Origin of the sequence: Prescottella sp. D32 (assembly GCF_037287305.1) — a bacterium.
Lineage (GTDB): Bacteria > Actinomycetota > Actinomycetes > Mycobacteriales > Mycobacteriaceae > Prescottella > Prescottella equi.
This window is the reverse complement of sequence record NZ_JARBSW010000001.1, coordinates 148,545-174,708: the sequence shown is the minus strand read 5'-3', so window position 1 is coordinate 174,708 and position 26,164 is coordinate 148,545. Positions and strand designations below refer to the sequence as shown.

Here is a 26,164-nt window from a genome sequence, read left to right as displayed (position 1 = left end):
GAGATGAGTGCAGGAGGATCGATGAGTTCCAAGCTGTACCGCTACCTCGCGCCGGTCGCCGTGGGGGCGACGGTGGTCGCCGGTGCCGGTGTCCTGGGTGTGGGAGCCGCCTCCGCGGCGACGACGACCACGCCGTTCAACAACGCGTGTCAGGCGACGCCGTCCTCGAGTCTGGCCGGTGGGCCGCAGACCCAGGTGCAGGCGGCGTCGGTGACGGTCGATGCGCCCGAAACCGTGGCGCCCGGTGAGGAGTTCGTGGTGACGATCTCGCCGCCGCCGATCTCGGTGCCCAACGATCTCGGTTCCGGCGCGAGCCTGTCGAACATCTCGCGGCTCAAGATCGACGTCGCGATGCCGGAGAACGCGCAGTTCGTCGGCGCCGAGGTGGTGGCCGGGACGTCGTCGGGCATCACGGGTGTCGCGCCGAACGTCCTCGTGGTCAACGATAGTGGAAATCCCGACCCGAACGGCACGATCATCCGGCTGTCCGGCAACAACGAGACGATCGGAAACGGACCGAAATCCTCGAAGAGTTCCGAGGGCGGCATCAAGGCGAACGCGTCGGGCAGCACCACTACGTTCCAGTTGCCGCAGGTCAAGGCCACGCTGAAGGCAGGCGCGGCCGGTGAGATCTCGATGAAGCTGCGCACCGCAGGAAACGCCGGTCAGTTCGGCAACGACGCCAACTTCCTGACGTTCCTGCCCCGGGCCAGTGCGCCGATCGTCGGCACCGTCTGGGCGCCCACCCAGTGCTCGCCGCGGGACACCGCGAGCGGTCCCCTGAACGCCGGAGCCGGTCCGCTGGCCACGATCCAGATCCTGCGCCAGGCGGTCGCGACCGTCACCTACCTGGACGGCCCGAGCGCGGTCACCAACGGCGGCGAGTTCACGCTCAACGCCACGGTCGTGCCGACCCCGGACAGCGGACAGGTGCAGTTCACCCGCGACGGTGAGGATGTCGGTGCACCGGTCGATCTGGTGAACGGCAAGGCGTCGCTGCCGCAGTCGATCGACACCGACGGCGACTACGTCTACGAGGCGAAGTACCTGGGCGCGGAGTTCTTCAACCCGTCGACCGCGTCGAAGTCGGTCACGGTGACGTCACAGGACATCCAGACCACGACGTCGGTGACCGGGCCGGAACAGGACGCCTACCGTGACCAGCCGGTGAACCTCACCGCGAAGGTCGAGCCGGGTGTCTCGGGTGGCACGGTGGCGTTCGAGGTCGACGGAACGCCGGTCGGAACCGCCGACGTGATGGATGACGGTGTCGCGGTGCTCCCGCACACCTTCACCACCAACGGCACGCACCGGGTGATCGCGCGGTACTCGGGCGCGGACGGCATCTCCCCGTCGGTCTCGCTGCAGTACCCGGTGAGTGTCACCGAGGCGCCGGCCGCCGACGTGGCCACCACGATCACGGTCGATCCGGTCGCCTCCACCGCCAAGGGCTCGCCGGTGACGCTCACCGCGCGCCTGGATCCGGCCGACGCCCGGGGCACGGTGCAGTTCAAGCTCGGCGACGTGCTCCTCGGCGGACCGGTGCGGGTGGACGCGAACGGCGTCGCGACGCTGACGACGTTCTTCCAGAACCCGGGAGAGTTCGTGGTCACGGCTCAGTTCACCGCCGACGCCGGGTTCATCGACTCGGCGGCGACCCCGGTGAACGTCACGGTGACCGGCGATCCGGACACCGTTCCGAATCCGGGTGGTGGCACCGGCAGCCTCGGTGGGCTGACGGGACTGTTCGGTAGCTTGGGCGGCTGATCCGATCCGTCTGGTGGGCCCCCTCGCGGAAGGCGAGGGGGCCCATCGTGTTCCGGGTACGAAGAGGACGTTTCGAAGAAGCCCACCACCGCGCTCCGCTCCGGTAACGTGCGTTTACCGATCGTGCACCGTATCGACATGTGGGGCTGCCAAGATCTACCTGTCGCGTCACCCGCAGGCGTTGTCACGGGAGGGGACGTCACGACATGTGGCCATGGGGAAGTGGCCACTCGGAGCGAGTGAGTGGGGTGCCGGGTTGATGCGTGTGAAGAGGTCGCTGGCGGTGTTCGGAGCCTGCGTCGCAACGGTTGTCGGTTCGGTGGTGTCGGTGGGGGTCGGCACTGCGCAGGCGGCCCCGAGTTGCCCGAATCTGCAGGTGGTGGCGATTCCGGGAACCTGGGAGACCACGACGGATCCGGGCGCGAGCCGCGGTCCGGGTCTGCTGTCGGCGGTGACCAACCGGCTGCCGTCGTCGGTCGGTGTCGACTACGTGACCTATGTGGCTACGGCGTTCCCGTGGGAGACCGAGGTGTACGGCGCGTCCAAGCGGCAGGCCGTCGACAACGCGCGCGGGATCATCGCGGACGTCGCCGGGCGCTGCGGCAACACGAACTTCGCCCTGATCGGGTACAGCCAGGGCGCGGACGCGGCGGGTGACCTGGCAGCCGAGATCGGTACCGGGCTGGGCGTCGTCCCACCGAATCGGATTGCGGCGGTGGGGTTGTTGTCCGATCCGCGCCGGTCCGAGGGTGACAACATCGTCGGCCCGCAGGTGATCGGAAACGGGGCCGGCGGACCGCGGATCGGCGGCTTCGGCCTGGTGAACCCGCAGACGCGCACCTTCTGTGCGGCCGGTGACCTGTACTGCTCCACCCCGAAGGACGACTTCGTGACCCGCCTGGCCGGGTTCATGGCCCAGAACTCTTCACCGCTGGCGCCGCTCAGTGGTCGGTACGCGCAGGAGGCGCTCGTCATCGCGCAGGACGTGATTGCCGCGGGCGGTGTGCCCACCCTCGAATCGCAGTCCTCCGACGGCGCCAACCACGATCGGGCCGACAAGCTCCGTCAGTTCTACGAGTCGCAGGTGCATCAGGACTACTCGACCTATGTCGTCGATCGCAACGGCGCCACCGCGACGTCGTGGCTCGCGAACTGGTTGCGCTCCGTGGCCTGACGGGCGTCAGCAGTACGTCTTCTCGGCCGTCGACACGTAGATCTCCGCGATCCGGTCCGCCGGCATCGGCAAGAACTGTGCGTATGCCTTTCCGACCGAATCGAATTCGGCCAGAACGCTCGACCGTGAGTCGCCCCGTGCCAGGGCCTCGCACGTGCCCTGCGCGTACAGCACCTCGACCCCGTCCATCCCGGTCGGTGGTATGCCCGCGCCCCGCAGTGCGGCGAGGTAGCGCTGCCCACGTTCGCCCGACTCGTCGACGACCTGCTCCGGTGACCGGGCGTCGATTCCGCCGGCCGCAGGTGCGGCCGGGCGCGGAGCGGGCGGCGGCACGGTGGTCACCGGTGGTGGGGGCGCGACCGTCGTGGTCGGTGCCGGCAGGGGAGTGGACGGTTCCGTCGCCGGGGCAGGCGCGGCCTGACCGGGGGACGACGCCTGTGCCGCTGTCGACGTCGTGGGGCTCGCCGAGGTGGCGGAAGCGTCGTGTCCGGTGTGTTCCGGCGTCGAATCCTGCCCGCTACACGCGGTGAGAAGCAGTGCTCCTGCTGCCGCGACGGCGGCGGTAACTGCACGTGTGCTCGTCATGAGCAAACAGTGTGGCATGTTGAACTACTGACCGGTAGACCCAAAAAATTCGAAGGGCGAAAAGTCGCGAGATTCGTATTCGGCGGCGCCGTGCTGTGATATAAACCACTCCAGCTGTTACCTTGCGTAACAGTCGAAGGCGCTCCGAGTCCGCGGCGAATGTGCAGGTAGAAGCCATTTATTCGCCGGGCTCTCGGTGCTGTGGACGACGGGGTGTATCCGCAGCACAGTTCGACTGACCGAAACTCGCGGCGAGAGGCGTTCGCCGTTGCTCACCCCTCTGTGTGCCCATAACCCGTGGATACGCACATCGAATGCTCGATAACTGAGGAGGACGTGTGAAGAACGATTCGAGAGTCACGCGGCGTCGCGGGGCAATGCGCACCGTGGCCGTGGCAGGTGCGGTGGGCGCCTCGATGGCGCTGCTGGCTCCCTTGGCGTCGGCAGCTCCGACGCCCGCCCCTGTCCCGGGTGGTGGCGTGTGCGATCCCGCAATCGCGCAAGGCTGCCTCACGGTGCTCGTCGAGAGCGGTACGTTCGCGAACAACGGCTTCAACTTGCCGATCGGGCTCGGCGACATGGTCATCGCGGGCAACGCCCCTGACGACGACTTCATCCCCCGCGACGACGGCCACAACGGTGTCTACGGCAAGCCGTTGACGGTGCCCGGCGGTGTGCTCGGGGTCGATCTCCCGTTCAACAACCTGTTCGGCTTGGCCGCGGTGACCGCGACGGTCGAGGCGGTGGAGGTTCCGGTGTTCAACGGCGACCTCTTCAACTTCGATATGACCCTGAAAACGCGGATGAAGATCGACAATCCGTTCCTGGGCGACAACTGCTACATCGGGACCGATTCGGCCCCGGTCGAACTGAACCTGCACAAGTCCAATCCGGTCGACGACCCGTCGTCCATCGGTGTCAGTGACGGCACGGAGTGGCCCGCCGGCGTCTTGGTTGCGTCCAACATCCAGAACACGGCGTCGGACTTCACTCTTCCGGGGGCGACGGGCTGCGGTCCGTTCGGGATTCTCAACCCGATCGTCAACTGGCGGGCCAAGGTGCCCAACTCCACCGGAACGGAGCTGACGACCAAGGCGACCGGCTTCATTTCGGAGTCCGCCGCCGGTGGTACGGATCCGCTGGACGGTGCGGACGACGGCACCGGTTCGAGCGGATCCAGTGGCTCCAGCGGTTCGAGCGGCTCGGACAGCTCCAGCGCTTCCAGCGGTAGCTGATTCGCCCATGATCCGGGCGTCCTGCCGGCCCGTCGGGGGGTCGGCAGGACGTCCGTTCGTCTACTTCAGCCCGTGGAACCGGGCCATCATCTTCTCGGTGAAGGCCCGCGGCGCGAGTCGACGGACCGTGAACACGAGGGGGGCCTTGTTCCCGACCGCGTACAGCGGCTTGGGTTTGTCCGCCTCGATCGCCTTCACGACCAGTTCCGCGACCGTCTCCGCGCGGATTCCTCGATCCTCGTTGCGCTGCATGGCCTTCGACACCGTCGTGTAGTCCGCCGTGTACGGCGAACCGTCGGCGATGTACCGGGTGCGGCGGTCGCCGATGCCGGTGGCGATGGTGCCCGGTTCGACGGTGGTGAGCCACACGCCGAACGGGCTCAGTTCCCGTCTGGCCGCCGTCGCGAAGCCCTTCAGTGCGCACTTCGTGGCCACGTACGACGACCGGAACGCGAGCGGGAAGCTCGCGAGCATCGAGCCCACCATCACGACGCGGCCGTTGCCGCGCTCACGCATGCCGGGGAGCAGTAGTTGTGTCAGCTGGATCGCGCCCAGGACGTTCACCTGGAACAGGCGGTCGATCGCGTCCAGTGGCAGTTCCTCGAGCGGCCCCATCTGGCTCTCACCGGCGTTGTTGACCAGGACGTCCACGGTTCCCGCTGCGCGGGCGCACGCCTCGATACTCGCCCGGTCGGTGAGGTCCAGTGCCAGGTATTCCACGCCGGGAACTCGCGAACTCGGCTGCAGCGCATCTGGATTTCGAGTGGTGCCGAGTACCCGATACCCGCGCGAGACCAGCGCCCGGGTTACTTCCAGGCCGATGCCCGACGATGCGCCCGTCACGAGCGCGGTGCGGCTCACCCGAGGCTCCGGCCCAGCGCGCGCCCGGCCGCGCGCCCGGAGAAGATGCAGCCACCGAGGAACGTGCCCTCGAGCGCGCTGTAGCCGTGCACGCCGCCGCCGCCGAACCCGGCGACCTCACCCGCGGCGTACAGGCCGTCGAACACGCTGCCGTCGGGCCGGATCACCTGCGAGTCCAGATTGGTCTCGAGACCGCCGAGGGTCTTACGGGTGAGCAGGTTCAGACGCACGGCGATCAGTGGTCCGTGCGCCGGATCGAGGAGCCGGTGCGGCTTGGCGACCCGGATCGCCTTGTCGGGCAAATAGGTTCGCGCGTTGCGGATGGCCATGACCTGCATGTCCTTCGAGAAGGTGTTCTCCATCTCGCGGTCACGCGCGACGACCTCCCGTTCCACCTGGGCGTGGTCGAGTTTCGCGTCGGGGGTCAGCGCGTTCATGCCGTCGACCAGGTCGCGCAGATTGTCGCGGACCACGAAGTCCACGCCGTGTTGCTTGAAAGCCTCGACCGGGCCGGGCGCACCCTTCTTCACGCGTCCGAGCAGGAGTTTCATGTCCTTGCCGGTGAGGTCGGGGTTCTGCTCGGAACCGGAGAGCGCGAACTCCTTCTCGATGATCGACTGCGTGAGGACGAACCACGTGTGGTCGTGCCCGGTGCCGAGGATGTGCCTGAGCGTCGCGAGGGTGTCGAAGCCCGGGAACAACGGCACCGGCAGGCGCTTTCCGGTGGCGTCGAGCCACAGCGACGACGGGCCGGGGATGATCCGGATGGCGTGATCGGGCCAGATCGGGTCCCAGTTGACGATGCCCTCGGTGTAGTGCCACATGCGATCCCGGTTGACGATGTTGCCGCCCGCGTTCTCGGTGATCTCGAGCATGCGGCCGTCCACGTGCGCGGGCACGCCGGTGATCATGTGCTCGGGCACACGGCCCAGGCGGTCGACGGGCCAGTTCTTCTTCACGAGGTCGGGGTTGCCGCCGATGCCGCCGGAGGTCACCACCACGGCCTGCGCGCGGAGTTCGAACTCGCCGGCGGGTGTGCGGGACGACTTCACGCCGCGCGGTTCGGTCGACGGCTCGAGCACCGTGCCGCGCACCCCCACGGCGGCGCCGTTCTCGACGATCAGATCGTCCACCTGGTGCCGGTAGCGGAAGGTGACCTGTCCGCGGGCGGCAGCGTCGAGCACCGGTTCGCGGAACACCCGGACCACTTCCGGTCCCGTGCCCCACGTGATGTGGAAGCGCGGTACCGAATTTCCGTGACCGGTGGCCAGCCCACCGCCGCGTTCGGCCCAGCCGACGTTCGGCATCACGCGCAGGCCGAGATCGTGCAGGTAGGCCCGCTTCTCGCCGGCCGCGAAGTCGACGTAGGCCTCGGCCCACTGCCGGGGCCAACGGTCTTCGCGGTCGCGGTCGAATCCGGCGCTGCCCAGCCAGTCCTGCAGCGCCAGTTCACGGGAGTCCTTGATGCCCATGCGGCGTTGCTCGGGGCTGTCCACCAGGAACAGGCCGCCGAGTGACCAGAACGCCTGTCCGCCCAGGTTTTCCACGTTCTCCTGGTCGACGACGAGAACCTTGCGCCCGGCCTTGACCAGTTCGTGGGTCGCCACCAGGCCCGCCAGTCCCGCTCCGACAACGATGACGTCGGCTTCCGTTGCCACTGCCTGTCTCCTGTCCGTTAGGTACCGCTGCTGTAACTGCTCACGACGGTGACGAACAGCCGCTGACGCGCCTGCCGGACCGCCTCGTTCTCGGGTTCCATCAGCACCTGCACGGCGGTGCCGTCGTGGATCGCGACCAGTGCCCGTCCCAGGGCCGCGCGGTCGGTGACGCGTCGCCCCGCCGCGGCGAGAGCGTCCTCGACGATCGGCAGGATCGTGCCGAGGATCGCGTCCTCCCGGGCCGCCATGACGCGTTTGAGGGCGGGGTTGCGGAGGGCGTGCGCGGTGAACTCGGCGGTGATCCGGTACCAGGCGTCGTCGACCGGAATCGCGGCCAGGACACGCTCGACGGCCGAGTCGAGGGTGAGGGTGGCCGGGCGGTCGGCGAGGGCGGTGCGGATGCCGTCGAGCATGGTTGCCGAGCGCTGCTCCCACATCGCGAGGAACAGCTCGTCCAGCGAGGTGAAGTTCGAGTAGAAGGCGCCGCGGGTGAACCCGGCGCGTTCGCACACCTGCTCCACCGTGGAGCGCCCGAAGCCCTCCTCGGCGAACACGTCACCGGCCGCGTCGAGCAGCCGTTGCCGCGTCTCGGCGCGCCGTTTCGTGACGCGCTTGGGTCGCGGTGTCTCGGCCGTCTGCACTGGTCACCCTCAACTTTCCGCGTCGGTCCCCGTTCGATACAAAACTGTATCCGACGAACTCCGGCGTAGCGTCGAAATCGTGCAGATCTGGTACGTGAGCTACGGGTCGAACATGTCGCGCGCCCGCCTCGACTGCTACCTGCGGGGCGGTCGTCCCGCCGGCGGCGGGCGTATCTGTGCCGGCGCGCGGGACCCGCACCCGCCGGTGGGCCGCGCCGCCGTCCGGCTGCCGGGCACGGTCTACTTCGCGGGCCAATCGGTGGTGTGGGGCGGTGGGCGGGCGTTCTACGACCCGGACCTGCCCGGCGACACCGCCGCGTGCGCGTATCTCGTGACGGCCGAGCAGTTCGACGACATCCACGGTCAGGAGCCGTCGTGCTACGACCGAGTCCTCGACCTCGGGACACGCGAGGGGTTCCCGATGCGGACGTTCACGGCGGCGGTGGGTCGCGCCGACGTCGTGCGGACCGCGCCGTCGGCCCCGTACCTCGACACCATGGCGACCGGACTTCGCGAAGTGTTCGGCTGGAATTCCGAACGGGCGCAGGCGTATCTGCGGCGTTTACGGCTCTGACCAGGGTACCGTCGAGGTGCCGCATACTGTGGCGGCGCTCACAGAATAGGGATCCGATGTCGAATCTGCATGTCGTTGCGACAATTCCGGCCAAGGCCGGCTCCGAGAACACGGTTCGTGCCGCGCTCACCGCGCTGGCCGAGGAGAGCCGCAAGGAGGACGGTTGCGTGTCGTACGACCTGTTCGAGTCCACGTCGGCACCGGGCACGTTCGTCGTCGTCGAGGTGTGGAAGGACCAGCACGCGCTCGACACCCACATGAAGTCGGACCACATGCGTGAGGCCGCCGGCGCGTTCGGCGCCCACCTGGCCGCAGCCCCCGGCATCCACCCGCTGCGCCCCCTCTCCTGACGTTTCCCCTCCTTCCCGCGTTTTGCGCACTTGTCGCGAGTTTTCGCCCCGCGAATCGACGATAAGTGCGCAAAACGCGAGGCCGACCGGGGAGTATTGAGGTTCTCGACGCGGGGTGAGGCGTCGCCCGGAGCATGGGGAGGGCTCGGATGGGGTGGATCTCGAGGACGCTGGCGGCGATCGCGGTCGCGGCGATCGCCACCGTCGGAACGGTGGCGCCGGCGAGTGCCACCCCGGACGCGGGAGAACTCGGCGCGCAGTGGACGGCCACCGCGGACGGCCCCGCGACGTACCCCGGCATGGACATCGCTTGGGACGTCCCGATCCGGATGAGCGACGGGGTGATCCTGAAAGCCAACGTGTACCGGCCCGCGGACGCGGACGGGCGGCCCGTCGACACCCCGTTCCCGACGATCGTGAGCATGACGCCGTACACCAAGCTCGTGTCGGCGCTCGCCGAGGCAGCGGTGTCGGCTCCGGGAATCAGCGACGCCGTCATGGACTTCGCCCGCGACATCAACTTCTCCGGAACACCGTTGAGCGGTATCACCGATCTGACGCGGGCCCTGTCCGGCGGCGGGCTGCGCACGTTCACCGTCGACCGAGAGCTGATCCGCAGCGGGTACACCCAGGTGGTCGTCGACGTGCGCGGTACCGGTTTCTCGCAGGGGATCTGGCAGGTGTTCCAGGAGCGCGAGCAGCAGGACACCATCGAGACCATCGAGTGGGCCGCGCAGCAGGCGTGGTCGAACGGCCGAATCGGCATGAGCGGGGTCTCGTACTCCGCTATCAACCAGATCCAGGCGGCGTCGAAGCGGCCCGCGGCGCTGCAGGCGATCGTGCCGATCGAGCCGGGCGGCGACCTGGTCCGGGACGTCGTGGCGCCGGGCGGGGGTGCGGGCGTCGGATTCCTGCCGTTCTGGTTGGCGGCGGTCAACGGGCTCAAGCTGATTCCCGACGTCCAGGCGTTGATGCAGGGCAACCTCGACCAGACGTGGTTGCGCGACCGGATCGCCGATCCGGCGACGTTCTTCCAGTACCTCATCCAGGCGATCACCATCCCCGACGTCGACTCCATCCCGCCGGAGCTGCAGACGCTGCTCGAGCCGGACAGCTCGCTGCGTCTGGCCTGGCTGCCGCACGCCGAGCAGATCACGGCACCGACCCTGCTCTACGGCGGCTGGCACGACATCTTCACGAACTCACAGCCCCGGTTGTACAACGCGATCCCGCTGGCGCCCGGGAAGAAGCAGCTCATAATGGGCGACACCTACCACCTCAACCCGGGCAGCGGCTTCGGTGATCCGGGCTACCCGCCGCGGCTCGACGTCCTGCAGCGGGCGTGGTTCGACCGGTGGCTCAAGGACATCGACAACGGCATCGAGACGTACGGCCCGGTCACGTCGTATCAGCAGGGCAACGGCTGGACTACCACGGATCGGTTCCCGCGCGCGGGCGTCGAACATCGCCGGATGTATCTGGCGGCGCAGCCGTCCGGCACCACCGCGACGTCCGTGCACGACGGTTCCCTGCTCGCATCGCCACCGTCCGGTACGACGACTCTGACGGTGGCGCCGGGGCTTTCGAGCCTGTGCTCGCGGGACGCTGCGCAGGAACTCGCGGGCCTCCTCGCCGTGATCGACGGCTGCGCCAAGGACAACCGGATCGCGGAGCGGGATGCGCTCACGTTCACCAGCGCCCCGGTCGCGGCACCCACCCAGATCTCGGGGCCGGTGAACGTGCATCTGAACACCGTGCTCGACACCACCGACGGCTACTGGACGGCCACGCTCGACGATGTTGCCCCGGACGGTACGTCGACGGTCCTGACGTCGGGCCAGCTCACGTCGTCGCTGCGGGGCATCGACGAGGCCCGCAGTGAGCGCTCCGCGAACGGTGACCTGACCGACCCGTTCTACACGCTCACCCTCGCGGCGCGTCAGCCGATCGTGCCGGGCCGGCCCACCACGCTGGACGTCGGGCTCACCGCGACGGACGCGCTGCTGCAGCCGGGTCACCGTCTGCGGGTGTCGGTGGCGGCGAGCAACTTCCCGAAGGGCATGCTGTTGCGTCCGCTGCTCAACGAGAGCCGGTTGGCGCCCCAGCATCTGGTGCTGGACCCGGCGTCTCCGAGTTTCGTCAACGTTCCGCTCGACGTTCCGATCCCCTGATCCCCACGGTCCGCCCCCCTCCCGCGTTTTGCGCACTTGTCGCGCCCACGACCCCCGAAATTCCGCGATAAGTGCGCGAAACGCGGGGTCAGGGGGAGACGGGGACGGGCGCCGAGGACGCCCCGTGCACGGCCCGCCAGGCACGGTCGCTGAGCAGTGTGGCCGCGACGAGGACCATCCACCCGCTCATCGACAGCAGTTCGACGCGCTGCGCGAAGCCCAGCCAGCTGCGACTGCCGGACGGGTCGTCGACCCCGACGAGCATCCACAGGGTGCCGACGAGGAACAGCACGACGACGGCGAGCCCGGACCACCACATCGCCCGCGGCGCACGGTAGACGAAGATCGCGATGATGAACGCGACCGCCGAGACCACGGCGGCCGTCACCGACACCGTGCTCGTGACGGCGTGCCACTGGTGGGTGAGCGGAACCTGCGTCGCCTCGCAGGCCGCCGTGGAACACCGCAGCGGCAGACGGGAATCGGCGATCGTGCCCACCGCGAAGACACCCAGCGCGAGCCAGCCGACCGTGGTGAGGAAGCGTCGCGGCGTGATCGTCAGCCCCAGCACCGCCGCGACGGTGAGCACGATCCCGGTGAGCAGATCGCCGCTGCGGTAGAGGATTCCGTAGCGCTGGTCGGTGGCCGCCAGCTGGCTCGCGAACCCCTCGAACGGGCCCTCACCGGAGTTGAGGAAGAACGCCAGCACCCACGACGAGTACAGCACCGCTCCGGAGATGAGCAAGGCCGCGATCGTGTACCTGCGCAGAGTGAGTGACACGGCGACCTCAGTTGCGCGGCTTGGCGAACGGGAACGCCAGCGATTCGCGGATGCTGCCGCCGGTGATGAGCATGACGATCCGGTCGACGCCCATACCGAGCCCGCCGGTGGGCGGCATCGCGTGCTCGAGCGCCTGCAGGAAGTCCTCGTCGAGTTCCATCGCCTCCGCGTCGCCGCCGGCCGCGAGCAGCGACTGCTCGGTGAGCCGTCGTCGCTGGTCGATGGGATCGGTGAGTTCGCTGTACGCGGTGCCGAGTTCGACGCCCCACGCCACCAGATCCCACTTCGCGGCCACACCGGGGATGGTGGGGTGGGGGCGGGTCAGCGGCGACATCGACGTCGGGAAGTTAGTGTAGAAGGTGGGGAACTCGGTCTGACCCTCCACCAGATGCTCGTACATCTCCTGCGCGACCGCGCCTGCGTCCCAGCTCTTCTGGTACTCGATGTCGTTCTCGTCGCACAACTTCTGCAGCACCTCGAGGGGTGTCTCCGGGCTGACGTCCACGCCCAGTTTCTCGGCGACCGCGCCGTGCATCGTCTTCACGGGCCATTCGCCGGAGATGTCGACGGCGACGAGTTCGCCGTCCGGGCCGGGACGCATGATCGTCTGGCTGCCGTGTGCGGCGACGGCCGCGGCCTGGATCAGCTCGCGGCACAGCACCATCATGCGTTCGTAGTCGCTGTGGGCCTCGTACGCCTCGAGGATCGTGAACTCCGGGTTGTGCTTGAAGTCGACCCCCTCGTTGCGGAACACCCGCCCGATCTCGAACACCTTCTCCATACCGGCCACACACAGACGTTTGAGGAACAACTCCGGTGCGATCCGCAGGTACAGGTCCAGGTCGTACGCATTGATATGGGTGACGAAGGGGGCCGCGTTGGCGCCGCCGTGGATACGCTGCAGGATCGGCGTCTCCACCTCGAGGTAGTCGCGGCCGGCGAGGGTGTCGCGCAGCGACTTCACGATCGCGGTACGCGCCGCCAGCAGCCGCCGCGACTCGGGGTTGATCGCGAGGTCGACGTAACGCTGCCGCACGCGAGTTTCCGCGTCCGTCAAGCCCTTCCACTTGTCGGGCAGGGGGTGCAGGCATTTGCCGTTCATGCGCCACTCCGTCGCCAGCAGCGACAGTTCACCCTTGCGGCTGCGGCCGATGGTGCCGCTCACCTCCATGAGGTCGCCGAGGTCGAAGTCGGTGGAGAACTCGTCGAGCCGGTCGCCGACCGTGGTGCGTTCGATGAGCACCTGGATGTCGCCGGACCAGTCCCGCAGCACCGCGAACGCGACGCCGCCGTACGTGCGGATCCGCAACAGGCGCCCCGCGATTCGCACGCGGGTGCCCTCCGGGGACGACGTCGCGGCGGCGACGGTGTGGGTGGGCGGGTAGGCGACGGGGTACGGATCGATGCCCTCGTCGGCCAGGCGGGCGAGTTTGTCCATGCGCACGCGAACCTGTTCGGGCCGGCGCGGTCCCACCGATTCCGGGGCCGTCCCGTCCGTCCTGCCCGTGGGCGCGTCGGCCGCCGGAGCGGCGGCGTCGGGCGCACTGCCGTCCGCGTGCAGGACACCGGAGACGGCGAGCGCCGCCGGCACCGCGGCGCGGGTCCCGGTGTGCGTGGGCGCCTTCGCCCGGTGCCCGAACGTGGGCAACGTCAGGAAACCCTCGGCGATCGCCGACGCGATTCCGACGCGCGGCAGCTGCCGGTTGTCGTCGAAGCACAGGTACCGCGGCGCCCATTCGGGCTGGTACTTGACGTTCGAGCGGTACAGAGCCTCGAGCTGCCACCACCGGGAGAAGAACAGCAGCATCGACCGCCAGACCCGCAGGATCGGACCGGCGCCGATGCGCGCGCCCTCCTCGAACGTGGAGCGGAACACCGCGAAGTTGAGCGACACCCGCACGACGCCGAACTCGTCGGAACGGGTCGCGAGTTCGGTGACCATCAGTTCGACTACACCGTTGGGGGCGTCCGGGTTCCGGCGCATCAGGTCGAGCGATGTGCCGTTCGGACCCCACGGCACCAGCGACAGCATGCCCAGCACCGTGCCGTCCTCGCCGAGCGCCTCGACCAGGAGGCAGTCGCCGTCGAGGGGATCGCCGAGCCGGCCCAGGGCCATCGAGAAGCCGCGCTCGGTCTCGGTGTCGCGCCACGCATCTGCACGCGCGACGACGTCGGCCATCTCGGCGGGCGGGATGTCGCGGTGGCGTCGGATGCGGACGGTGACGCCCTGCTTCCGGACCCGGTGCACGGCCTGGCGGACCTGCCGCATCTCGCGGCCGTTCAGATTGAACTCCCGGGTTTCGAGGATCGCCTCGTCGCCGAGCTGGAGCACCGACAGACCGGCCCGCTTGTACGCGGTGGCACCGGCCTCGCTCGCTCCCATCACGGCGGGCGCCCAGCCGTACTTGGAGCACAGGGCGAGCCACGCGTCGATCGCGTGCGGCCACGCCTCCGGGTTGCCGATCGGGTCGCCGCTGGCCAGGCACACGCCGATCTCCACGCGGTAGGTGACGGCGGCCTTGCCGCTCGGCGCGAAGACGACGGCCTTGTCGCGGCGGGTCGCGAAGTAGCCCAGGGAGTCGTCGGCACCGAAGCTGTCGAGCAGGCCGCGCAACGCCGATTCGTCGTCGCCGGTCAGCGCGTTCGACGCCCGCTGCGAGCGGAACAGCGTGATCACCGCCGCGAGCAGGGCGAGCGCCCCGAACAGTCCCAGCAGGGTGTTGACGAAGACGTGGGGGTGGCCGTCGAACTGTTCGTTCTCGACCACGACGAGGGCGGTGACGCGGTTGAGGGCCCACAGGAACCGCTGACCCGACGGCAGCGTGCCCGGGAACAGCTCCACCAGCCCCCAGCCCAGCAGGGTGCCCACCGCCAGGCCGGACACGAGGACGCCCAATGCCTTCCACGCGGCGCCGCGGCGGACCCGCGTGTAGAACTCCTTGCGGGCCGCGATCAGGATCCCGACGACCGCGAGCTGCACGACGCACGCGACGGCGGCGTTGACGTTCTCGTCCGCCACCGCGGCGACGGCGTTGAGAACTGCGAAGAGGGTCAGGTAGATCGTCAGCAACCACCACGCGATCCGTTTGCGGCTCGCGAGTGCCGCCGCCACCAGACCGACCACGACGGCCCACGACAGGCTCGTGTCGGGGGCGTCGAAGTAGTAGTCGTCGATGTACAGGCGCGGCGTGTGCACCAGGTAGCGCAGCGCGGGCGACAGGCTCCACAGGAACACCAGCACCGAGAAGACGCCGAGGACGAGGCCCGCGATGTGCGGAACCTCCGACAGCCGCCCGCGTTTCGGCGTCACCCGGGTCTGGTGGTGGTCCCGCCTGTCCGTGGTGTCCACAGGGCTACCGGTACTCGTGGCCATCGAGGTCCTTCCAGTGACTGTCGTCTCTCCGAGTCCAGTGTGAGGCGTCGATGGGCCGTTTGGGGCCAAGGAGGAAGATGGAGGCATGTCTGACGCTGTGGACGAGGTCCCGATCCGCGACGAATCGATCCGCCTGGGTCAATTCCTCAAGCTGGCCAATCTCATCGAGTCGGGTGCGGAGGCGAAGGTCGTCGTCGCCGAGGGTCTGGTCAGCGTGAACGGCGAGGTGGAGATCCGACGCGGTCGGCAGCTGCGGGACGGCGACGTCGTCGAGATCGGTGGCATGTCGGCGCGGGTGAGCGCGCCCGTGTCCTAGCGGCCGGCAGATCCCCGTCGGGACCCATCCGCCTACCCGGCCGGCGCCGAATACTCGGACGTAGCCGGAAGGAAAGCGGGGGACACATGACGACGCGTGCACTGTCGGGGATACTCGCGGCCGCGGTCGTGCTCGGGATCGGCCAATTGGTGTCGGTGCCGATCGGGCCCGCGTCGTCGCCCTTCTTCGCGGTCGGGTCCACCACCGTCGACCGCAGCCCGGCGTGGGCGCGGGAGTTCGCGATCACGACGTTCGGCACCAACGACAAGCCTGCTCTGTTCGTCGGGATGACGGTGCTGATCGTGGTGCTGGCGGCGGTGGCCGGTATGGTCGAGCGACCGCGCCGCCCGTACGGCAGCGCGATCCTGCTGGTCCTGGGACTGATCGGGGTGTACGCGGCCGTCAACCGGCCCGGGGCCACCGCGTCGTACGCACTGCCGACGATCGTCGGTGTCGCCGCCGGGATCGTCACACTGCGGGTGCTCACCACGCGTGCGCCGGTGCGGACCGGGTCCGGGAACGGCGCGCCGGGGATGGCGCGCCGCCGGTTCCTGGTGCTGGCCGCGACAGCCGCCGCCGTCGCCGCCGCGGCGGGGGCAACGGGACGCTATCTCGCCGACCGGGTGGCGGGCGCGGTCCGTAACCGCGACGGCCTCGCCCTGCCCACGGTGCCCGCCGCCGACCGCGCGCCGGCCCTCGCGCCCGGAACCGACGTCGCGGTGCCGGGCGCCACTCCCTTCGTGACCCGCAACGGAGACTTCTACCGGATCGACACCGCGCTGCAGGTGCCCATGCTCACCACCGACGAATGGCAGCTGCGGATCCACGGCATGGTCGATCGCGAGATCACCCTGAGCTGGGACGACCTGATCGCCCGCACGCCGATCGAACGCGCGATCACGCTGACGTGCGTATCCAACGAGGTCGGCGGCGAACTCGCGGGCAACGCCACCTGGGTCGGGTACCGGATCAAGGATCTGCTCGACGAGGTGGGCGTCGCGCCCGACGCCGACATGTTGCTGTCCACCAGTGCCGACGGCTTCACGGTCGGCACCCCGGTCGAGGTCCTGCGCGACGGCCGCGACGCGATCCTCGCGGTCGCGATGAACGGCGAACCGCTCCCGTTCGAGCACGGCTATCCGGTGCGTCAGGTGGTGCCCGGGCTGTACGGGTTCGTGTCGGCGACCAAGTGGGTGGTCGACTGGGAGCTGACCCGCTTCGACCGCGCCGAGGCGTATTGGACCCGACGCGGATGGGCGGCGCAGGCACCGATCAAGACTGCGTCGCGCATCGACGTGCCCGCCGCCTTCGGCAAGATTCCGTCCGGCCCCACGATCGTCGCTGGGACCGCATGGGCGCAGCACCGCGGCATCGAGAAGGTCGAGGTGCGGGTCGACAACGGCGTGTGGCGGACCGCGACGCTGGCGCCGCAGTACTCGATCGACACGTGGCGGCAGTGGACGTGGCAGTGGGACGCGCCTCCCGGTGTGCACAGCCTGCAGGTGCGTGCCACCGATCGGGCCGGCAACACTCAGACCGAGGAGCGGGCGGCGCCGATTCCGGACGGTGCTAGCGGGTGGCACTCGCGCACGGTGACGGTGTCGTGAGGCGGCCCTGCGGGACCTAGGCCGGATCGGGTGGCGCCGCTGCGGGTTCCGGTTCGCCGCCGAGTGCCGCGGCCAGCCGCTCGCGGGCCCGGGACAGGTGCCCGGTCAGCACTGCGACGGCGCGCTCGCCGTCTCCGTCCGCGAGTGCCTCCAGGATCTGCCGATGCTCGGCGACGATGCTCGACGTGGTCAGAAGGTGTTTGCCCTGCACCTGCACCATGCACAGGCGCACCTCGGACACCAGCGTCCGGAAGATCCGGCTCGTTCGGGGGCTACCGGCGGCGTCGACGAGTGAGGTGTGGAACCGCATGTCGGGTTCGACGACGGACAACGGGGCACCGTCGGTGAGCGTCGCGATCTCGCTGTTCGCGGCCACCGCGTCCGCGGGAACCACGTTGTTGCGGGCGAGTTCTCGGAGCACCTGGGACTCGAGGCCGGCTCGGGTGCGGTAGATGTCGCGCACGTCGTCGGGACCCAGTTGCAGCACCCGTGCGGTCTTGTGCGCGCTGCGCTGCAGCAGTCCCTCGCCGACGAGTTTCTCGATCGCGGCCTTGGCGGTGGGCCGGGCGACCTCGTACGTGCGGGCGACCTCGGCCTCGGTGAGGGCATCGGAGTGCGTCAGGTCTCCGGAGAACACCCGCTGTCGCAGTTCGGCGGCCAATGCGTCGACGATCGACAGCGCCTCGACTCTGGCCACGGGTCCTCCTTGCTCGATTCCGGTCGATCCTCCCACGGGCCGTCTGCCGTGCACACCCGTCCGTCGGCCGTTCTTGACTTGCATGAATACTTGTCTGACAATCGAGATTGATATTGCTCTCGGACGGATGGTTCTGCATGACCCTCGATGTCGTTTCCCCCGCTGCTGCCGACCTGACCGAACGGCTCGGCGCCGCGGTCGTCACCGACCTGGATCAAATGCTCGCGTACCGCCGGGACCAGTCTTTGCTCACGCCCGACGGGGAACCGCTCGCGGTGGTGCGGGCGCGCAGCACCGAGGACGTCGTCGCGACCATGCAGATTGCGCACCGCCGCGGCGTCCCGGTGGTCACCCGCGGAGCCGGCACCGGATTGGCGGGCGCGGCGAACGCCATCGACGGGTGCATCGTGCTGAGCCTCGAGCGGATGAACGAGATTCTGCGGATCGACGAATCCGCGCGCCTCGCGACCGTGCAGCCGGGTGTCATCAACGGGGACCTCGCCGCGGCGGTCGCCGAGAAGGGGCTCTGGTACGTCCCGGATCCGGGCAGCCGGGCGATCTCCTCCATCGGCGGCAACCTCGCCACCAATGCCGGCGGCACCTGCTGCGCCAAGTACGGCGTCACCGCCGACCACGTCGCGCGCATCAAGGCGGTCCTCCCGGACGGTCGGATCATCCACACCGGTGCCGAGACCAGGAAGAACGTCGCCGGGCTCAACCTCACGCAGGTGCTGGTCGGCTCCGAGGGCACACTAGCGGTGATCGTGGAGGCCACCGTGCGGCTGCGGGCACAGCCGTCGGCGGCGTCGACCGTGGTCGCGAGTTTCCCCACCACCGCGCTGGCGATCAACGCGGTCCTGGCGATTCGCCAGGTGGCCGACCCGTGCCTGCTCGAGCTGATGGACCGCACCACCATCGCAGCGGTCAACGACCTGACGAGGATGGGTCTCGACGACACGGCGGGCGCGCTGCTGCTGATCCAGTGCGACGGCGGTGACGCGGCCGCCGAGGCCGCCCGCTGTGCGGCGGCGTGCGCCGCGGCCGGCGCCACCGAGGTGTACGACACCGCCGATCCGGTCGAGGGTGAAGAGTTCATGCAGGCCCGGCGGGTGGCGCTCACCGCGCTCGAGCGCAGGGGCAGCACCCTGCTCGACGACCTCGCGGTACCGGTCCCGGCGCTGCCGCGCATGCTGGCCGCGATCGAAGAGACCGCGGCCCGGCACGACGTCCTGATCGGAACGTTCGGTCATGCCGCCGACGGAAACCTCCACCCCACCATCGTGTTCGACGCGTCCGACGCGCCGATGACGGCCCGCGCCCGGGCCGCCTTCGACGAGCTCGTCTCGGCATGTCTCACGCTCGGCGGTTCCATCACCGGCGAGCACGGCGTCGGCGTGCTCAAGACGCCGTACATGGAGTCGATGGTCGGCGCGACCGAACGCGAGCTCATGGCGGGTATCAAATCCGTCTTCGATCCCACCGGCATCCTGAATCCCGGGCGCGGCTTCTGAGAGAGGTGGGGGCAGGGAGGACACGTCTCGAGTGACAATCGGCGCGGGGCTGACCGTCGCGGGGAAGGCAGAGGATCTCCATCTAGTTGTTCTGCTCGACGGTGACCCGAATCGCGCCGGAGTCGGCGGGCGTGCTCATCTGCCGGCTTGGACGTCGTCGACCAGTAACTTCTTCTGCACCTTGCCCATCGCGTTTCGCGGCAACGAGCCGACGACACGAATTTCACGCGGTCGCTTGTGGATCGACAGGGTTCGGGCGACGAAGTTGGACAGTTCTACCTCGTCGGTGCAGTCGCCGACCACGTAGGCGACGATGCGCTGCCCGAGATCGGTGTCCGGGACGCCGATCACTGCGGCCTCCTCGACGCCGGGGTGGGCGAGCAACGCCTGTTCCACCTCACCGGCCCCGATCCGGTAGCCACCCGACTTGATCATGTCGATCGACTCCCTCCCGACGATGCGGTGGAAGCCCTGTTCGTCGACGACGGCGATGTCACCGGTCTTGAACCATCCGTCCTCGGTCATCGATTCGGCGGTCTTTTCGAAGTTGCTCAGATAGCCGTCGAACAGAGTTGCGCCCGCGATCTGCAACTGCCCCAGCGTCTCACCGTCGCACGGCACCGGATTGCCCGCCTGGTCACGAATGCGGGTGTGGACGCCACGGATCGGTGATCCCACCCACCCGGGTCGACGCTCGCCGTCGAATCGGGTGCTGAGCGTGATGAGGGTCTCGCTCATTCCGTAGCGTTCGATCGGCGCCGAGCCGGTGAGCGCCTGCATGCGTTCGAAGACCGGGACCGGCAGCGGAGCGCTGCCCGACACCAGGAGCCGGGCGGATCCGAGCGTTCGTGCCGCTGATTCGTCGGCGCACACACGGGACCACACGGTGGGGACACCGAAGTAGAGCGAACCACCCGCCGCTGCATACGATTCCGGGGTGGGGCGCACGGTGTGCACCAACGGCGACCCGTGCCGCAGGGCGCCCACGACTCCGAGGATGAGCCCGTGCACGTGGAACAACGGTAGTCCGTGGACCAGGGTGTCGTCCGGACTCCAGTCCCAGGCCTCGGCGAGCCCGTCCAGTCCCGCCGCGATGGCGGAACGGGCGAGCACGACGCCCTTCGGGGCTCCGGTCGTGCCCGAGGTGTACATGATCATCGCGGTCGTTCCGGGATCGGGCTCGGCATATGTCGAGCCCGATCGTGCGCGGGCGTGGATCGGGACATGCGGGAGTGTGACGTCTTCCCGCCGACCGCCGAGCCAGAGCTGCGCGCCCGAGTCCTTCAGGATGTGATCGCGTTCGGCGGGCCCCGAGTCGGGTGGTACAGGCACTGCCGGCACACCCGCCATCAGGCATCCTGTGACCGCGATGACCGTTTCGAGTGTTGCCGTCGCATCGATGGCAACGCTTGTGGCGCCGCTGATCTCGTCGGCAACGGCGGCCCCCGCCGCGATCAGGTCGGATCGGGTGAGTGCGCCGTCGCCGACGCGGACCGCGGGCTGGTCGCCGGAGCCGTTTCCCGGATCGACGAGCGAAGTCAGGAGTGGCCGGGGCATGAGGGTGGTCATCGGTGAAGGGTCCTTTCTCGAAGTCCCTACTGGACGGAGTCGGTCCACAATGTGGACCGCCGTGCTACGATGTGGTCCGGCTAACGTATAGCCCTCCATGCTCGACGTCAACAGACGTGTGTGAAAGGTCTTGAATGAACAGCGTTCTCACCGCGCTCCGGGTGTTCGAGGAGGTGGCGTCGGCGCAGCCGATCGGCTTGTCGGAGCTCGGTAAGCGGCTCGACGTCCCGAAGAGCACGGTTCAGCGCTGCCTCAGGACGCTGGCGGATGCGGGATGGCTGCGTCCCGCGACGAACGATGCGGGACGATGGGTGATCACCGGTAAGGCCTTCAGCCTGGGCAGCATGATGGCGGCAGGCGACGACCTGCGGGACGTGGCACTTCCGGAGTTGAGCCGGCTGCAGGTGGATACGGGTGAGACCGTTCATCTGGCGGTGCCCGACGGCGAAGAACTGGTGCTGATCGAGCGTCTCGACAGCGCACACCAGCTACGGGCGTTCCTGCCGTTGGGGACGCGCCTGCCGCTGCATGCCGCGTCGAACGGCAAGGCCTACCTTGCGTCGCTCCCGGATTCCGAGGTGGAGCGGATCCTCGCGTCCGACCTGGCCCCTTCGACCGGTCGCACCGTCACCGACCCGCAGGTGTTGCGGCAGGAGATCGAGGAAATCCGACGGCGTGGCTATGCGGTGACCGACCAGGGTCTGCACGACGGGATCGCGGCGGTCGCGGTTGCCCTGCGGGGCAGGGGGGGTGTCGTTCGGGGCTGCTTCAGCGTGTCCGGCCCGGCCTCTCGCCTGACGCCGGACCTCTACCAGGAGTATGGCGAGAAGGCGCTGGCTGCCGGGGCTGCGATCGAGCGCCTTCTGTCCTGAACGCGCCGGCCCGGGTTGTGTCCGAGGGCTCGCCGGCGGAAACTACTCGACCAGGACACTTCGGACCGGTAGCGGCATCGGTGAAAGCCGCCGACGTGCCGGATAGCTGTGCCACACCGGTAGTCGTGCTTTCGTCGGTAGAACCGGACAATCGCCCGATTTGGCGCGAGTTCCGAGGCGGCAGGCACCTCGTCGGCAGGCGTCGACTCGCAGTGCGGGCCGCATCGCAAAGGGATACTCGGTCCCAGGGAGGTGCTGCCGTGAGTGAATTGAACGTGCAGAGCAACCGGTTGGTCTTGCGATTGTCCGGTTTCGAGAAGATCGCCGCGTTGCACGGGGACGTGGCGATTCCCGTCGACCTCGTCCGTGACGTCGACGTCGTCGCCGATCCGTTCGCGAACACCCGCGGCATGCGGGCTCCAGGCCTGGGCATTCCCCGACGTCTGCGTATCGGGACGCGGCGCGGCGGGGGCGTACGCACGTTCGTCGTGGCGAGCGCCGGGGTTCCCGCGGTTCGGGTGCGCACCCTCGGCCGGACCGCCGGCGCCGAGTTCGACCAACTGCTCGTGAGCGCGCGGGACGCCATGCAGGTCGCCGACCGGATCCGCGGGGTCCTCGCCGCCGGCCGGCCGGGGGTGTCCGAGCGGGAGGTGACCTTCCGGTCGGGCGACGGGACGGTCCTGGCGGGCACGCTCACCGTTCCGGCGGGGGCCGAGACCGGTCCGGTCGCGGTGATCCTCACCGGGTCCGGGGAGATGAACCGCGACGGCGATCACGCGAGACTTCCGATCGGTGTGAGCCGCGCGCTCGCGGAGGCGTTGGCGCGCAACGGAACCGCGTCGCTGCGCTACGACAAACGTGGGGTTCCGAAGTCGGGGGGCGACTACCTGTCGACCGGGCTGTCCGACAACCTGGCCGACGCCGCGGCGGCCGTCGAATGGCTCCGGACGGCAGGGGGTTTCGTTCGCGATGCGGTGGCGGTGATCGGGCACAGCGAGGGCGCCTGCCTGGCCGCGGCGCTGGGCGCCGACCGCGAGGTCGATCCCGCCGCCGTCGTGCTGATCGCGTGTCCCGCGGTGACCGGACGCGAGGTACTGCTGTGGCAGTCCGCGAAGGCTGCCGACAGTCTGTCGGCGCCCGTCCGCAGCGTTCTCCGGCTCCTGCGGATCGACGTGAAAGCGCAGCAGCGCAAGGCACTCGACAAGATAGCCCGGTCGACCGGCGGCACCGCGCGGATGGGATTGCGCCGCGTCAACGCCCGCTGGCTCCGGGAGTTCCTCGACTTCGATCCGAAACCGCTGCTGCGGGAGATACGTTCGCCGGTTCTCGCGATCACCGGGGCGAAGGACCTGCAGGTGGACCCGGACGATCTGTGGGCTATCGCCGATCTCGTGCCCGCGGAGGTCGACACCGTTCGGGTACCCGACCTGACGCACCTGGTGCGGCGCGACGCCGGACCGCCGTCGTTGCGCGCCTACCGGCGCCTCGTCCGCGAACCCGTGGACCCGAAGGTCCTGTCGCTGGTGGCCGACTGGACGGCCGGCCACCTGCCCAGGCGCTGACGCACCCGTGCGCCTTTCTGGTAGTTCTGGATACCGAAAAGGCGCACGGGTGGCGAAGCCGCCTACCGGACGACGACGCCGTCGTCGTCGCTGTAGACCGTCTCACCCGGGTTGAAGGTGACGCCGCCGAAGGAGACGGGCACGTTCTTCTCGCCGGAGCCGGTCTGGGTGCTCTTGCGCGGGTTGGTGCCCAGCGCCTTGATGCCGATGTCGAGGGTGCGGAGGATCGCCGAGTCGCGGACCGCGCCGTTGACGATCACGCCCGCCCAGCCGTTGGAGACGCCGCGTCCGGCGATGATGTCGCCGACGAGGGCGGTGTGGACGCTCGCGTCGCCGTCCACGACGAGGACGCCGCCGTTGCCCGGCTCACTGAGCGTCTGCTTGACCAGCAGGTTGTCCTGGAAGCACTTGATGGTGGTGATCGGGCCGGAGAAGACCGCCCGGGCACCGAACTGGATGAACTGGGTGTCGCAGCTGCGAATGTCCGGACCGATCTCGTCGGCCAGATCGGCGGTCGCTACCTGCTCACTCATGGTTTCTTCCCTTCGTCGGTTCGCCCGTCAACCATAATTGACCCGCCGGTAACTTGCGGTGGTCAGGCGCGTCCGTGGCGACGTTCGTAGTCGTCGCGCACCCGGTCGGCGCGGCGCTGCGCCTTCTCGGCCACCAGGTCCGGATCGAGTCCGTGGCTGTGCAGCCGATGCCGCCGGTACACCTGCATCAGGGCCACCGCGAAGTAGACGAGCGGGATGAACAGCAGCGCCATCATCGCCAGCGGAACCCAGATCGGGCCGGGGATCAACAGGAAGAGGGCGAGGATCGGCAGCACCGGCAGGGTGAACCGGATCAGGTACCGTGCCGACGCCCCGGGGCCCACCAGGTCCCGGCGGACCCAGTCCTGCAGCGAGTCCGGGAGCGTGCGCCCGAACTGGTAGCCCACGTACTGCCCGAAGGTGGGGCGCGAAGGTGCCGACATGAGTCCAGGGTAGAGCGGGCCGGTTCCCGAACTGCGACGCGGATCAGTGCCGGGCTTCGATGCCTTCCAGGAAGACGGACACCACGGAGTCGGCGAGGTGGTCCATGCCGAACTCGGCGGTGGGCGAGAACCAGCGCAACGACAACCAGACGGCATCGCGGATGAGGCCGTACAGCACCTCGGCCGGCAGGTCCGCGCGGAACTCGCCCGACGCGATGCCGGATTCGATCACCGTCATCCACGCGTCCTTGGTGGTGCGCGCGGCATCGCGGATCTTGCGGTGCGACTTCAGCTTGCGTAGATAGGTGCCGTTGTTCTGGTAGATCTCGGACGCGTGCGGATGCGCCTGGCTGACGCGGAACGACGCCTTGACGAGGTCGTCGAGGCGTTCTCGTGGTCCGTTCGACGACGCGAGGATCGCCTTGTACTCGTCGACGAGGGCGTCGAGGTACTGCGTGACGATCAGTTCGGCTATCGCGTCCTTGGACGGGAAGTAGTGGTACAGGCTGCCGGAGAGGATGCCCACGCCGTCGGCGATGTCGCGGACCTTGGTCCCGGCGATGCCCTTCGTGGCGAACAGGGCGGCGGCCTGCTCCATGATCAAGGTGTGGCGCTCCGACCACTCCATGCCTACCTCCGAAATCGAAACGGCCCGGTGCTCGGGCAGTCGTGTTGTCCAAGTCGACTCTATCGGCAGCAAACATTTGCTTCCGAAGGGTGGTTCCACGCGCGCTCGCCGGGACGGTCCGCGTGCCGGAGGAGCTTCGCCGCAGCGTAGGCCTACCTCCGGCGCGCCAATCTGATCAGAGCTTGCTCGCGTAACACCAGGCCTGGGCCGCGAGCCGCTCGGCCTGGGCGCCGAAGCTCTCCGGCGAGCGGTCGCTCGCGCCCATCGCGCCGCGCAGTGTGCGGGTGTAGACGCCTTCGACGATGCACGCGATCTTCCACCAGTTGTAGGCGACGTAGAAGTCGATGTCGGGCACCGTGTCCGGTCGGACGGCAGCGAGATACTGCTCCACCAGGTCGTCGCGCGTCGGAAATCCCGGCACCCGGGTGGGCGGATTCTCGAGTGCGCACACCTCGTCGTCGGGCTGCGCCCAGTACGCCAGTAGCTGGCCGAGGTCGGCGAGTGGATCGCCGACCGTGGTCAGCTCCCAGTCGAGAATCCCGCCGATCGTGCCGTCGGGTGTGAACAGGCAGTTGTCGAGGCGGAAGTCGCCGTGGACGATCCGCGCCGAGCCCTGCCGGGGAATACGTTCGAGCAGGCGGTCGTGGGCGCGTCCGATGTCGTCGAGGACGCGAACGCGGTCCTGTGCCCAGTTCGTCGACCAGCGCCGCAGTTGCCGGGCCAGATAGTCGTCCCGGTCGGCGAGGCCGCCCCAGCCGATGTCGCGGGGATCGACGGCGTGCAGGGCGGCCAGTGCGCGGACCAGCTCGGCCGCGACGGACGGACGCCGGTCGGCGGGCACCACCGACGTCACGGTGTCGGGATCGCGGAGCACGACGCCGTCGAGGTGGTTCATGACGAAGAACGGCGCGCCGGTCACGGCATCGTCGTCACAGGTGCCGACGACGACCGGGACCGGCACCGGGGTGCTGCGCAGGCGCTCGAGCACCTCCGCCTCGCGGAGGACGTCGTGGGCGCGTGAGCGCGCCATCCCCAGGGGTGGGCGGCGCAGGACCCACCGGGCGCCGTCGGCGCCCTGTACCAGGTAGGTCAGATTCGACCGGCCGCCGGCGATGCGCTCGAAACGGAGTGGTCCCGTTGCGTCGTCGACGTGCTCGGTGAACCACCGGGACACCGCGTCGTCGCGGATCCCGGGGTCGGTGGTGCTGGTCATCGGCTGCCTTTCCGGTAGGGGCAGAGCCGGCGCTCGGCGTGTG

At 69.0% G+C, this 26,164-nt stretch carries 23 protein-coding genes; 11 read left to right on the top strand and 12 right to left on the bottom strand.

All coding sequences use genetic code 11. The features are described 5' to 3' along the window. Positions 1-21: 21 nt before the first annotated feature. Both PSS76_RS00780 and PSS76_RS00775 read left to right on the top strand, forming a co-directional pair. Positions 22-1,767, top strand: a complete 1,746-nt coding sequence (locus PSS76_RS00780) for an Ig-like domain-containing protein (RefSeq protein ID WP_064079347.1) — start codon at positions 22-24, stop codon at positions 1,765-1,767. 259 nt (positions 1,768-2,026) lie between these two features. Next, complete coding sequence (locus PSS76_RS00775) at positions 2,027-2,941, top strand: cutinase family protein (RefSeq protein ID WP_005516530.1); 915 nt, start codon at positions 2,027-2,029, stop codon at positions 2,939-2,941. A 6-nt stretch (positions 2,942-2,947) separates the two neighbouring features. Here PSS76_RS00775 and PSS76_RS00770 read toward each other — a convergent pair whose 3' ends face one another. After that, positions 2,948-3,526, bottom strand: coding sequence for a DUF732 domain-containing protein (locus PSS76_RS00770; RefSeq protein WP_084924145.1), 579 nt, complete (start codon positions 3,524-3,526; stop codon positions 2,948-2,950). Positions 3,527-3,864: 338 nt separating this feature from the next. Here PSS76_RS00770 and PSS76_RS00765 point away from each other — a divergent pair, with 338 nt between their 5' ends. Next, positions 3,865-4,761 (top strand): hypothetical protein, encoded by an 897-nt coding sequence (locus PSS76_RS00765; protein WP_237172807.1) that lies wholly within the window; start codon positions 3,865-3,867, stop codon positions 4,759-4,761. Positions 4,762-4,821: 60 nt separating this feature from the next. On the opposite strand, the gene PSS76_RS00760 is transcribed toward PSS76_RS00765, so the two are convergent. The 3 genes from PSS76_RS00760 to PSS76_RS00750 are packed head-to-tail and all read right to left on the bottom strand — an operon-like array spanning position 4,822 to position 7,921. Beyond that, entirely contained in the window at positions 4,822-5,622 is an 801-nt protein-coding gene (locus tag PSS76_RS00760; RefSeq protein WP_013414406.1) for an SDR family oxidoreductase, read from the bottom strand. Further along, positions 5,619-7,280, bottom strand: a complete 1,662-nt coding sequence (locus tag PSS76_RS00755; protein ID WP_005516524.1) for an FAD-binding dehydrogenase — start codon at positions 7,278-7,280, stop codon at positions 5,619-5,621. The genes PSS76_RS00760 and PSS76_RS00755 overlap by 4 nt, the downstream gene beginning before the upstream one ends. 17 nt (positions 7,281-7,297) lie before the next feature. Continuing rightward, positions 7,298-7,921: a TetR/AcrR family transcriptional regulator gene (locus PSS76_RS00750; RefSeq protein WP_005516522.1), complete on the bottom strand. Its 624-nt coding sequence runs from the start codon at positions 7,919-7,921 to the stop codon at positions 7,298-7,300. Between the two features lie 79 nt (positions 7,922-8,000). Here PSS76_RS00750 and PSS76_RS00745 point away from each other — a divergent pair, with 79 nt between their 5' ends. From PSS76_RS00745 to PSS76_RS00735, 3 genes are all read left to right on the top strand, one after another. Next, positions 8,001-8,495: a hypothetical protein gene (locus PSS76_RS00745; protein WP_084924139.1), complete on the top strand. Its 495-nt coding sequence runs from the start codon at positions 8,001-8,003 to the stop codon at positions 8,493-8,495. A 56-nt stretch (positions 8,496-8,551) separates the two neighbouring features. After that, positions 8,552-8,845, top strand: a complete 294-nt coding sequence (locus PSS76_RS00740) for a putative quinol monooxygenase (RefSeq protein ID WP_084866867.1) — start codon at positions 8,552-8,554, stop codon at positions 8,843-8,845. A gap of 149 nt (positions 8,846-8,994) precedes the next feature. Beyond that, on the top strand, positions 8,995-11,016 hold the full coding sequence (locus PSS76_RS00735; RefSeq protein ID WP_275793063.1) for a CocE/NonD family hydrolase: 2,022 nt from the start codon (positions 8,995-8,997) through the stop codon (positions 11,014-11,016). A gap of 88 nt (positions 11,017-11,104) precedes the next feature. Here the strand turns inward: PSS76_RS00735 and PSS76_RS00730 are convergent, their stop codons facing one another. Both PSS76_RS00730 and lysX read right to left on the bottom strand, forming a co-directional pair. Further along, positions 11,105-11,797, bottom strand: a complete 693-nt coding sequence (locus PSS76_RS00730) for a DUF998 domain-containing protein (RefSeq protein ID WP_064076462.1) — start codon at positions 11,795-11,797, stop codon at positions 11,105-11,107. A 7-nt stretch (positions 11,798-11,804) separates the two neighbouring features. After that, entirely contained in the window at positions 11,805-15,146 is a 3,342-nt protein-coding gene (gene lysX / locus PSS76_RS00725) for a bifunctional lysylphosphatidylglycerol synthetase/lysine--tRNA ligase LysX (RefSeq protein ID WP_511731160.1), read from the bottom strand. Between the two features lie 109 nt (positions 15,147-15,255). Between lysX and PSS76_RS00720 the strand changes: the two genes are divergently transcribed. After that, a complete protein-coding gene (locus PSS76_RS00720) occupies positions 15,256-15,486 on the top strand; it encodes an RNA-binding S4 domain-containing protein (RefSeq protein WP_005516516.1) in 231 nt (76 codons plus the stop codon). An 86-nt stretch (positions 15,487-15,572) separates the two neighbouring features. Further along, positions 15,573-17,093, top strand: a complete 1,521-nt coding sequence (locus PSS76_RS00715) for a molybdopterin-dependent oxidoreductase (protein ID WP_084870782.1) — start codon at positions 15,573-15,575, stop codon at positions 17,091-17,093. Between the two features lie 16 nt (positions 17,094-17,109). Here the strand turns inward: PSS76_RS00715 and PSS76_RS00710 are convergent, their stop codons facing one another. Continuing rightward, on the bottom strand, positions 17,110-17,790 hold the full coding sequence (locus PSS76_RS00710; RefSeq protein ID WP_005516508.1) for a GntR family transcriptional regulator: 681 nt from the start codon (positions 17,788-17,790) through the stop codon (positions 17,110-17,112). Positions 17,791-17,927: 137 nt separating this feature from the next. Between PSS76_RS00710 and PSS76_RS00705 the strand changes: the two genes are divergently transcribed. Beyond that, a complete protein-coding gene (locus PSS76_RS00705) occupies positions 17,928-19,301 on the top strand; it encodes an FAD-binding oxidoreductase (RefSeq protein WP_084846208.1) in 1,374 nt (457 codons plus the stop codon). 135 nt (positions 19,302-19,436) lie between these two features. Here PSS76_RS00705 and PSS76_RS00700 read toward each other — a convergent pair whose 3' ends face one another. Continuing rightward, on the bottom strand, positions 19,437-20,870 hold the full coding sequence (locus PSS76_RS00700; protein WP_337455742.1) for an acyl-CoA synthetase: 1,434 nt from the start codon (positions 20,868-20,870) through the stop codon (positions 19,437-19,439). Positions 20,871-21,004: 134 nt separating this feature from the next. On the opposite strand from PSS76_RS00700, the gene PSS76_RS00695 reads away from it, so the two are divergent. Together PSS76_RS00695 and PSS76_RS00690 are read left to right on the top strand one after the other, a co-directional pair. Next, a complete protein-coding gene (locus tag PSS76_RS00695) occupies positions 21,005-21,742 on the top strand; it encodes an IclR family transcriptional regulator (RefSeq protein WP_022593254.1) in 738 nt (245 codons plus the stop codon). Between the two features lie 260 nt (positions 21,743-22,002). After that, positions 22,003-23,304, top strand: coding sequence for an alpha/beta hydrolase family protein (locus PSS76_RS00690; protein WP_337455741.1), 1,302 nt, complete (start codon positions 22,003-22,005; stop codon positions 23,302-23,304). Between the two features lie 62 nt (positions 23,305-23,366). Here PSS76_RS00690 and rraA read toward each other — a convergent pair whose 3' ends face one another. The 4 genes from rraA to PSS76_RS00670 form a co-directional block, all read right to left on the bottom strand. Beyond that, positions 23,367-23,837 (bottom strand): ribonuclease E activity regulator RraA, encoded by a 471-nt coding sequence (gene rraA, locus PSS76_RS00685; RefSeq protein WP_005516483.1) that lies wholly within the window; start codon positions 23,835-23,837, stop codon positions 23,367-23,369. 62 nt (positions 23,838-23,899) lie between these two features. After that, positions 23,900-24,280: a DUF5313 family protein gene (locus PSS76_RS00680; protein ID WP_005516481.1), complete on the bottom strand. Its 381-nt coding sequence runs from the start codon at positions 24,278-24,280 to the stop codon at positions 23,900-23,902. A 43-nt stretch (positions 24,281-24,323) separates the two neighbouring features. Beyond that, entirely contained in the window at positions 24,324-24,908 is a 585-nt protein-coding gene (locus PSS76_RS00675) for a TetR/AcrR family transcriptional regulator (protein WP_041673709.1), read from the bottom strand. A gap of 175 nt (positions 24,909-25,083) precedes the next feature. Next, a complete protein-coding gene (locus PSS76_RS00670) occupies positions 25,084-26,121 on the bottom strand; it encodes a phosphotransferase family protein (RefSeq protein WP_081206366.1) in 1,038 nt (345 codons plus the stop codon). Between the last annotated feature and the right edge of the window lie 43 nt (positions 26,122-26,164).

Excerpts from the sequence above, each read along its gene's own strand:
- PSS76_RS00780 (WP_064079347.1), top strand. The coding sequence starts at position 22 with ATGAGTTCCAAGCTGTACCGCTACCTCGCGCCGGTCGCCGTGGGGGCG.
- PSS76_RS00775 (WP_005516530.1), top strand. The coding sequence starts at position 2,027 with ATGCGTGTGAAGAGGTCGCTGGCGGTGTTCGGAGCCTGCGTCGCAACG.
- PSS76_RS00770 (WP_084924145.1), bottom strand. The coding sequence starts at position 3,526 with ATGACGAGCACACGTGCAGTTACCGCCGCCGTCGCGGCAGCAGGAGCA.
- PSS76_RS00740 (WP_084866867.1), top strand. The coding sequence starts at position 8,552 with ATGTCGAATCTGCATGTCGTTGCGACAATTCCGGCCAAGGCCGGCTCC.
- PSS76_RS00735 (WP_275793063.1), top strand. The coding sequence starts at position 8,995 with ATGGGGTGGATCTCGAGGACGCTGGCGGCGATCGCGGTCGCGGCGATC.
- PSS76_RS00720 (WP_005516516.1), top strand. The coding sequence starts at position 15,256 with ATGTCTGACGCTGTGGACGAGGTCCCGATCCGCGACGAATCGATCCGC.
- PSS76_RS00715 (WP_084870782.1), top strand. The coding sequence starts at position 15,573 with ATGACGACGCGTGCACTGTCGGGGATACTCGCGGCCGCGGTCGTGCTC.
- PSS76_RS00705 (WP_084846208.1), top strand. The coding sequence starts at position 17,928 with ATGACCCTCGATGTCGTTTCCCCCGCTGCTGCCGACCTGACCGAACGG.
- PSS76_RS00700 (WP_337455742.1), bottom strand. The coding sequence starts at position 20,870 with ATGACCACCCTCATGCCCCGGCCACTCCTGACTTCGCTCGTCGATCCG.
- PSS76_RS00695 (WP_022593254.1), top strand. The coding sequence starts at position 21,005 with ATGAACAGCGTTCTCACCGCGCTCCGGGTGTTCGAGGAGGTGGCGTCG.
- rraA (WP_005516483.1), bottom strand. The coding sequence starts at position 23,837 with ATGAGTGAGCAGGTAGCGACCGCCGATCTGGCCGACGAGATCGGTCCG.
- PSS76_RS00680 (WP_005516481.1), bottom strand. The coding sequence starts at position 24,280 with ATGTCGGCACCTTCGCGCCCCACCTTCGGGCAGTACGTGGGCTACCAG.
- PSS76_RS00675 (WP_041673709.1), bottom strand. The coding sequence starts at position 24,908 with ATGGAGTGGTCGGAGCGCCACACCTTGATCATGGAGCAGGCCGCCGCC.
- PSS76_RS00670 (WP_081206366.1), bottom strand. The coding sequence starts at position 26,121 with ATGACCAGCACCACCGACCCCGGGATCCGCGACGACGCGGTGTCCCGG.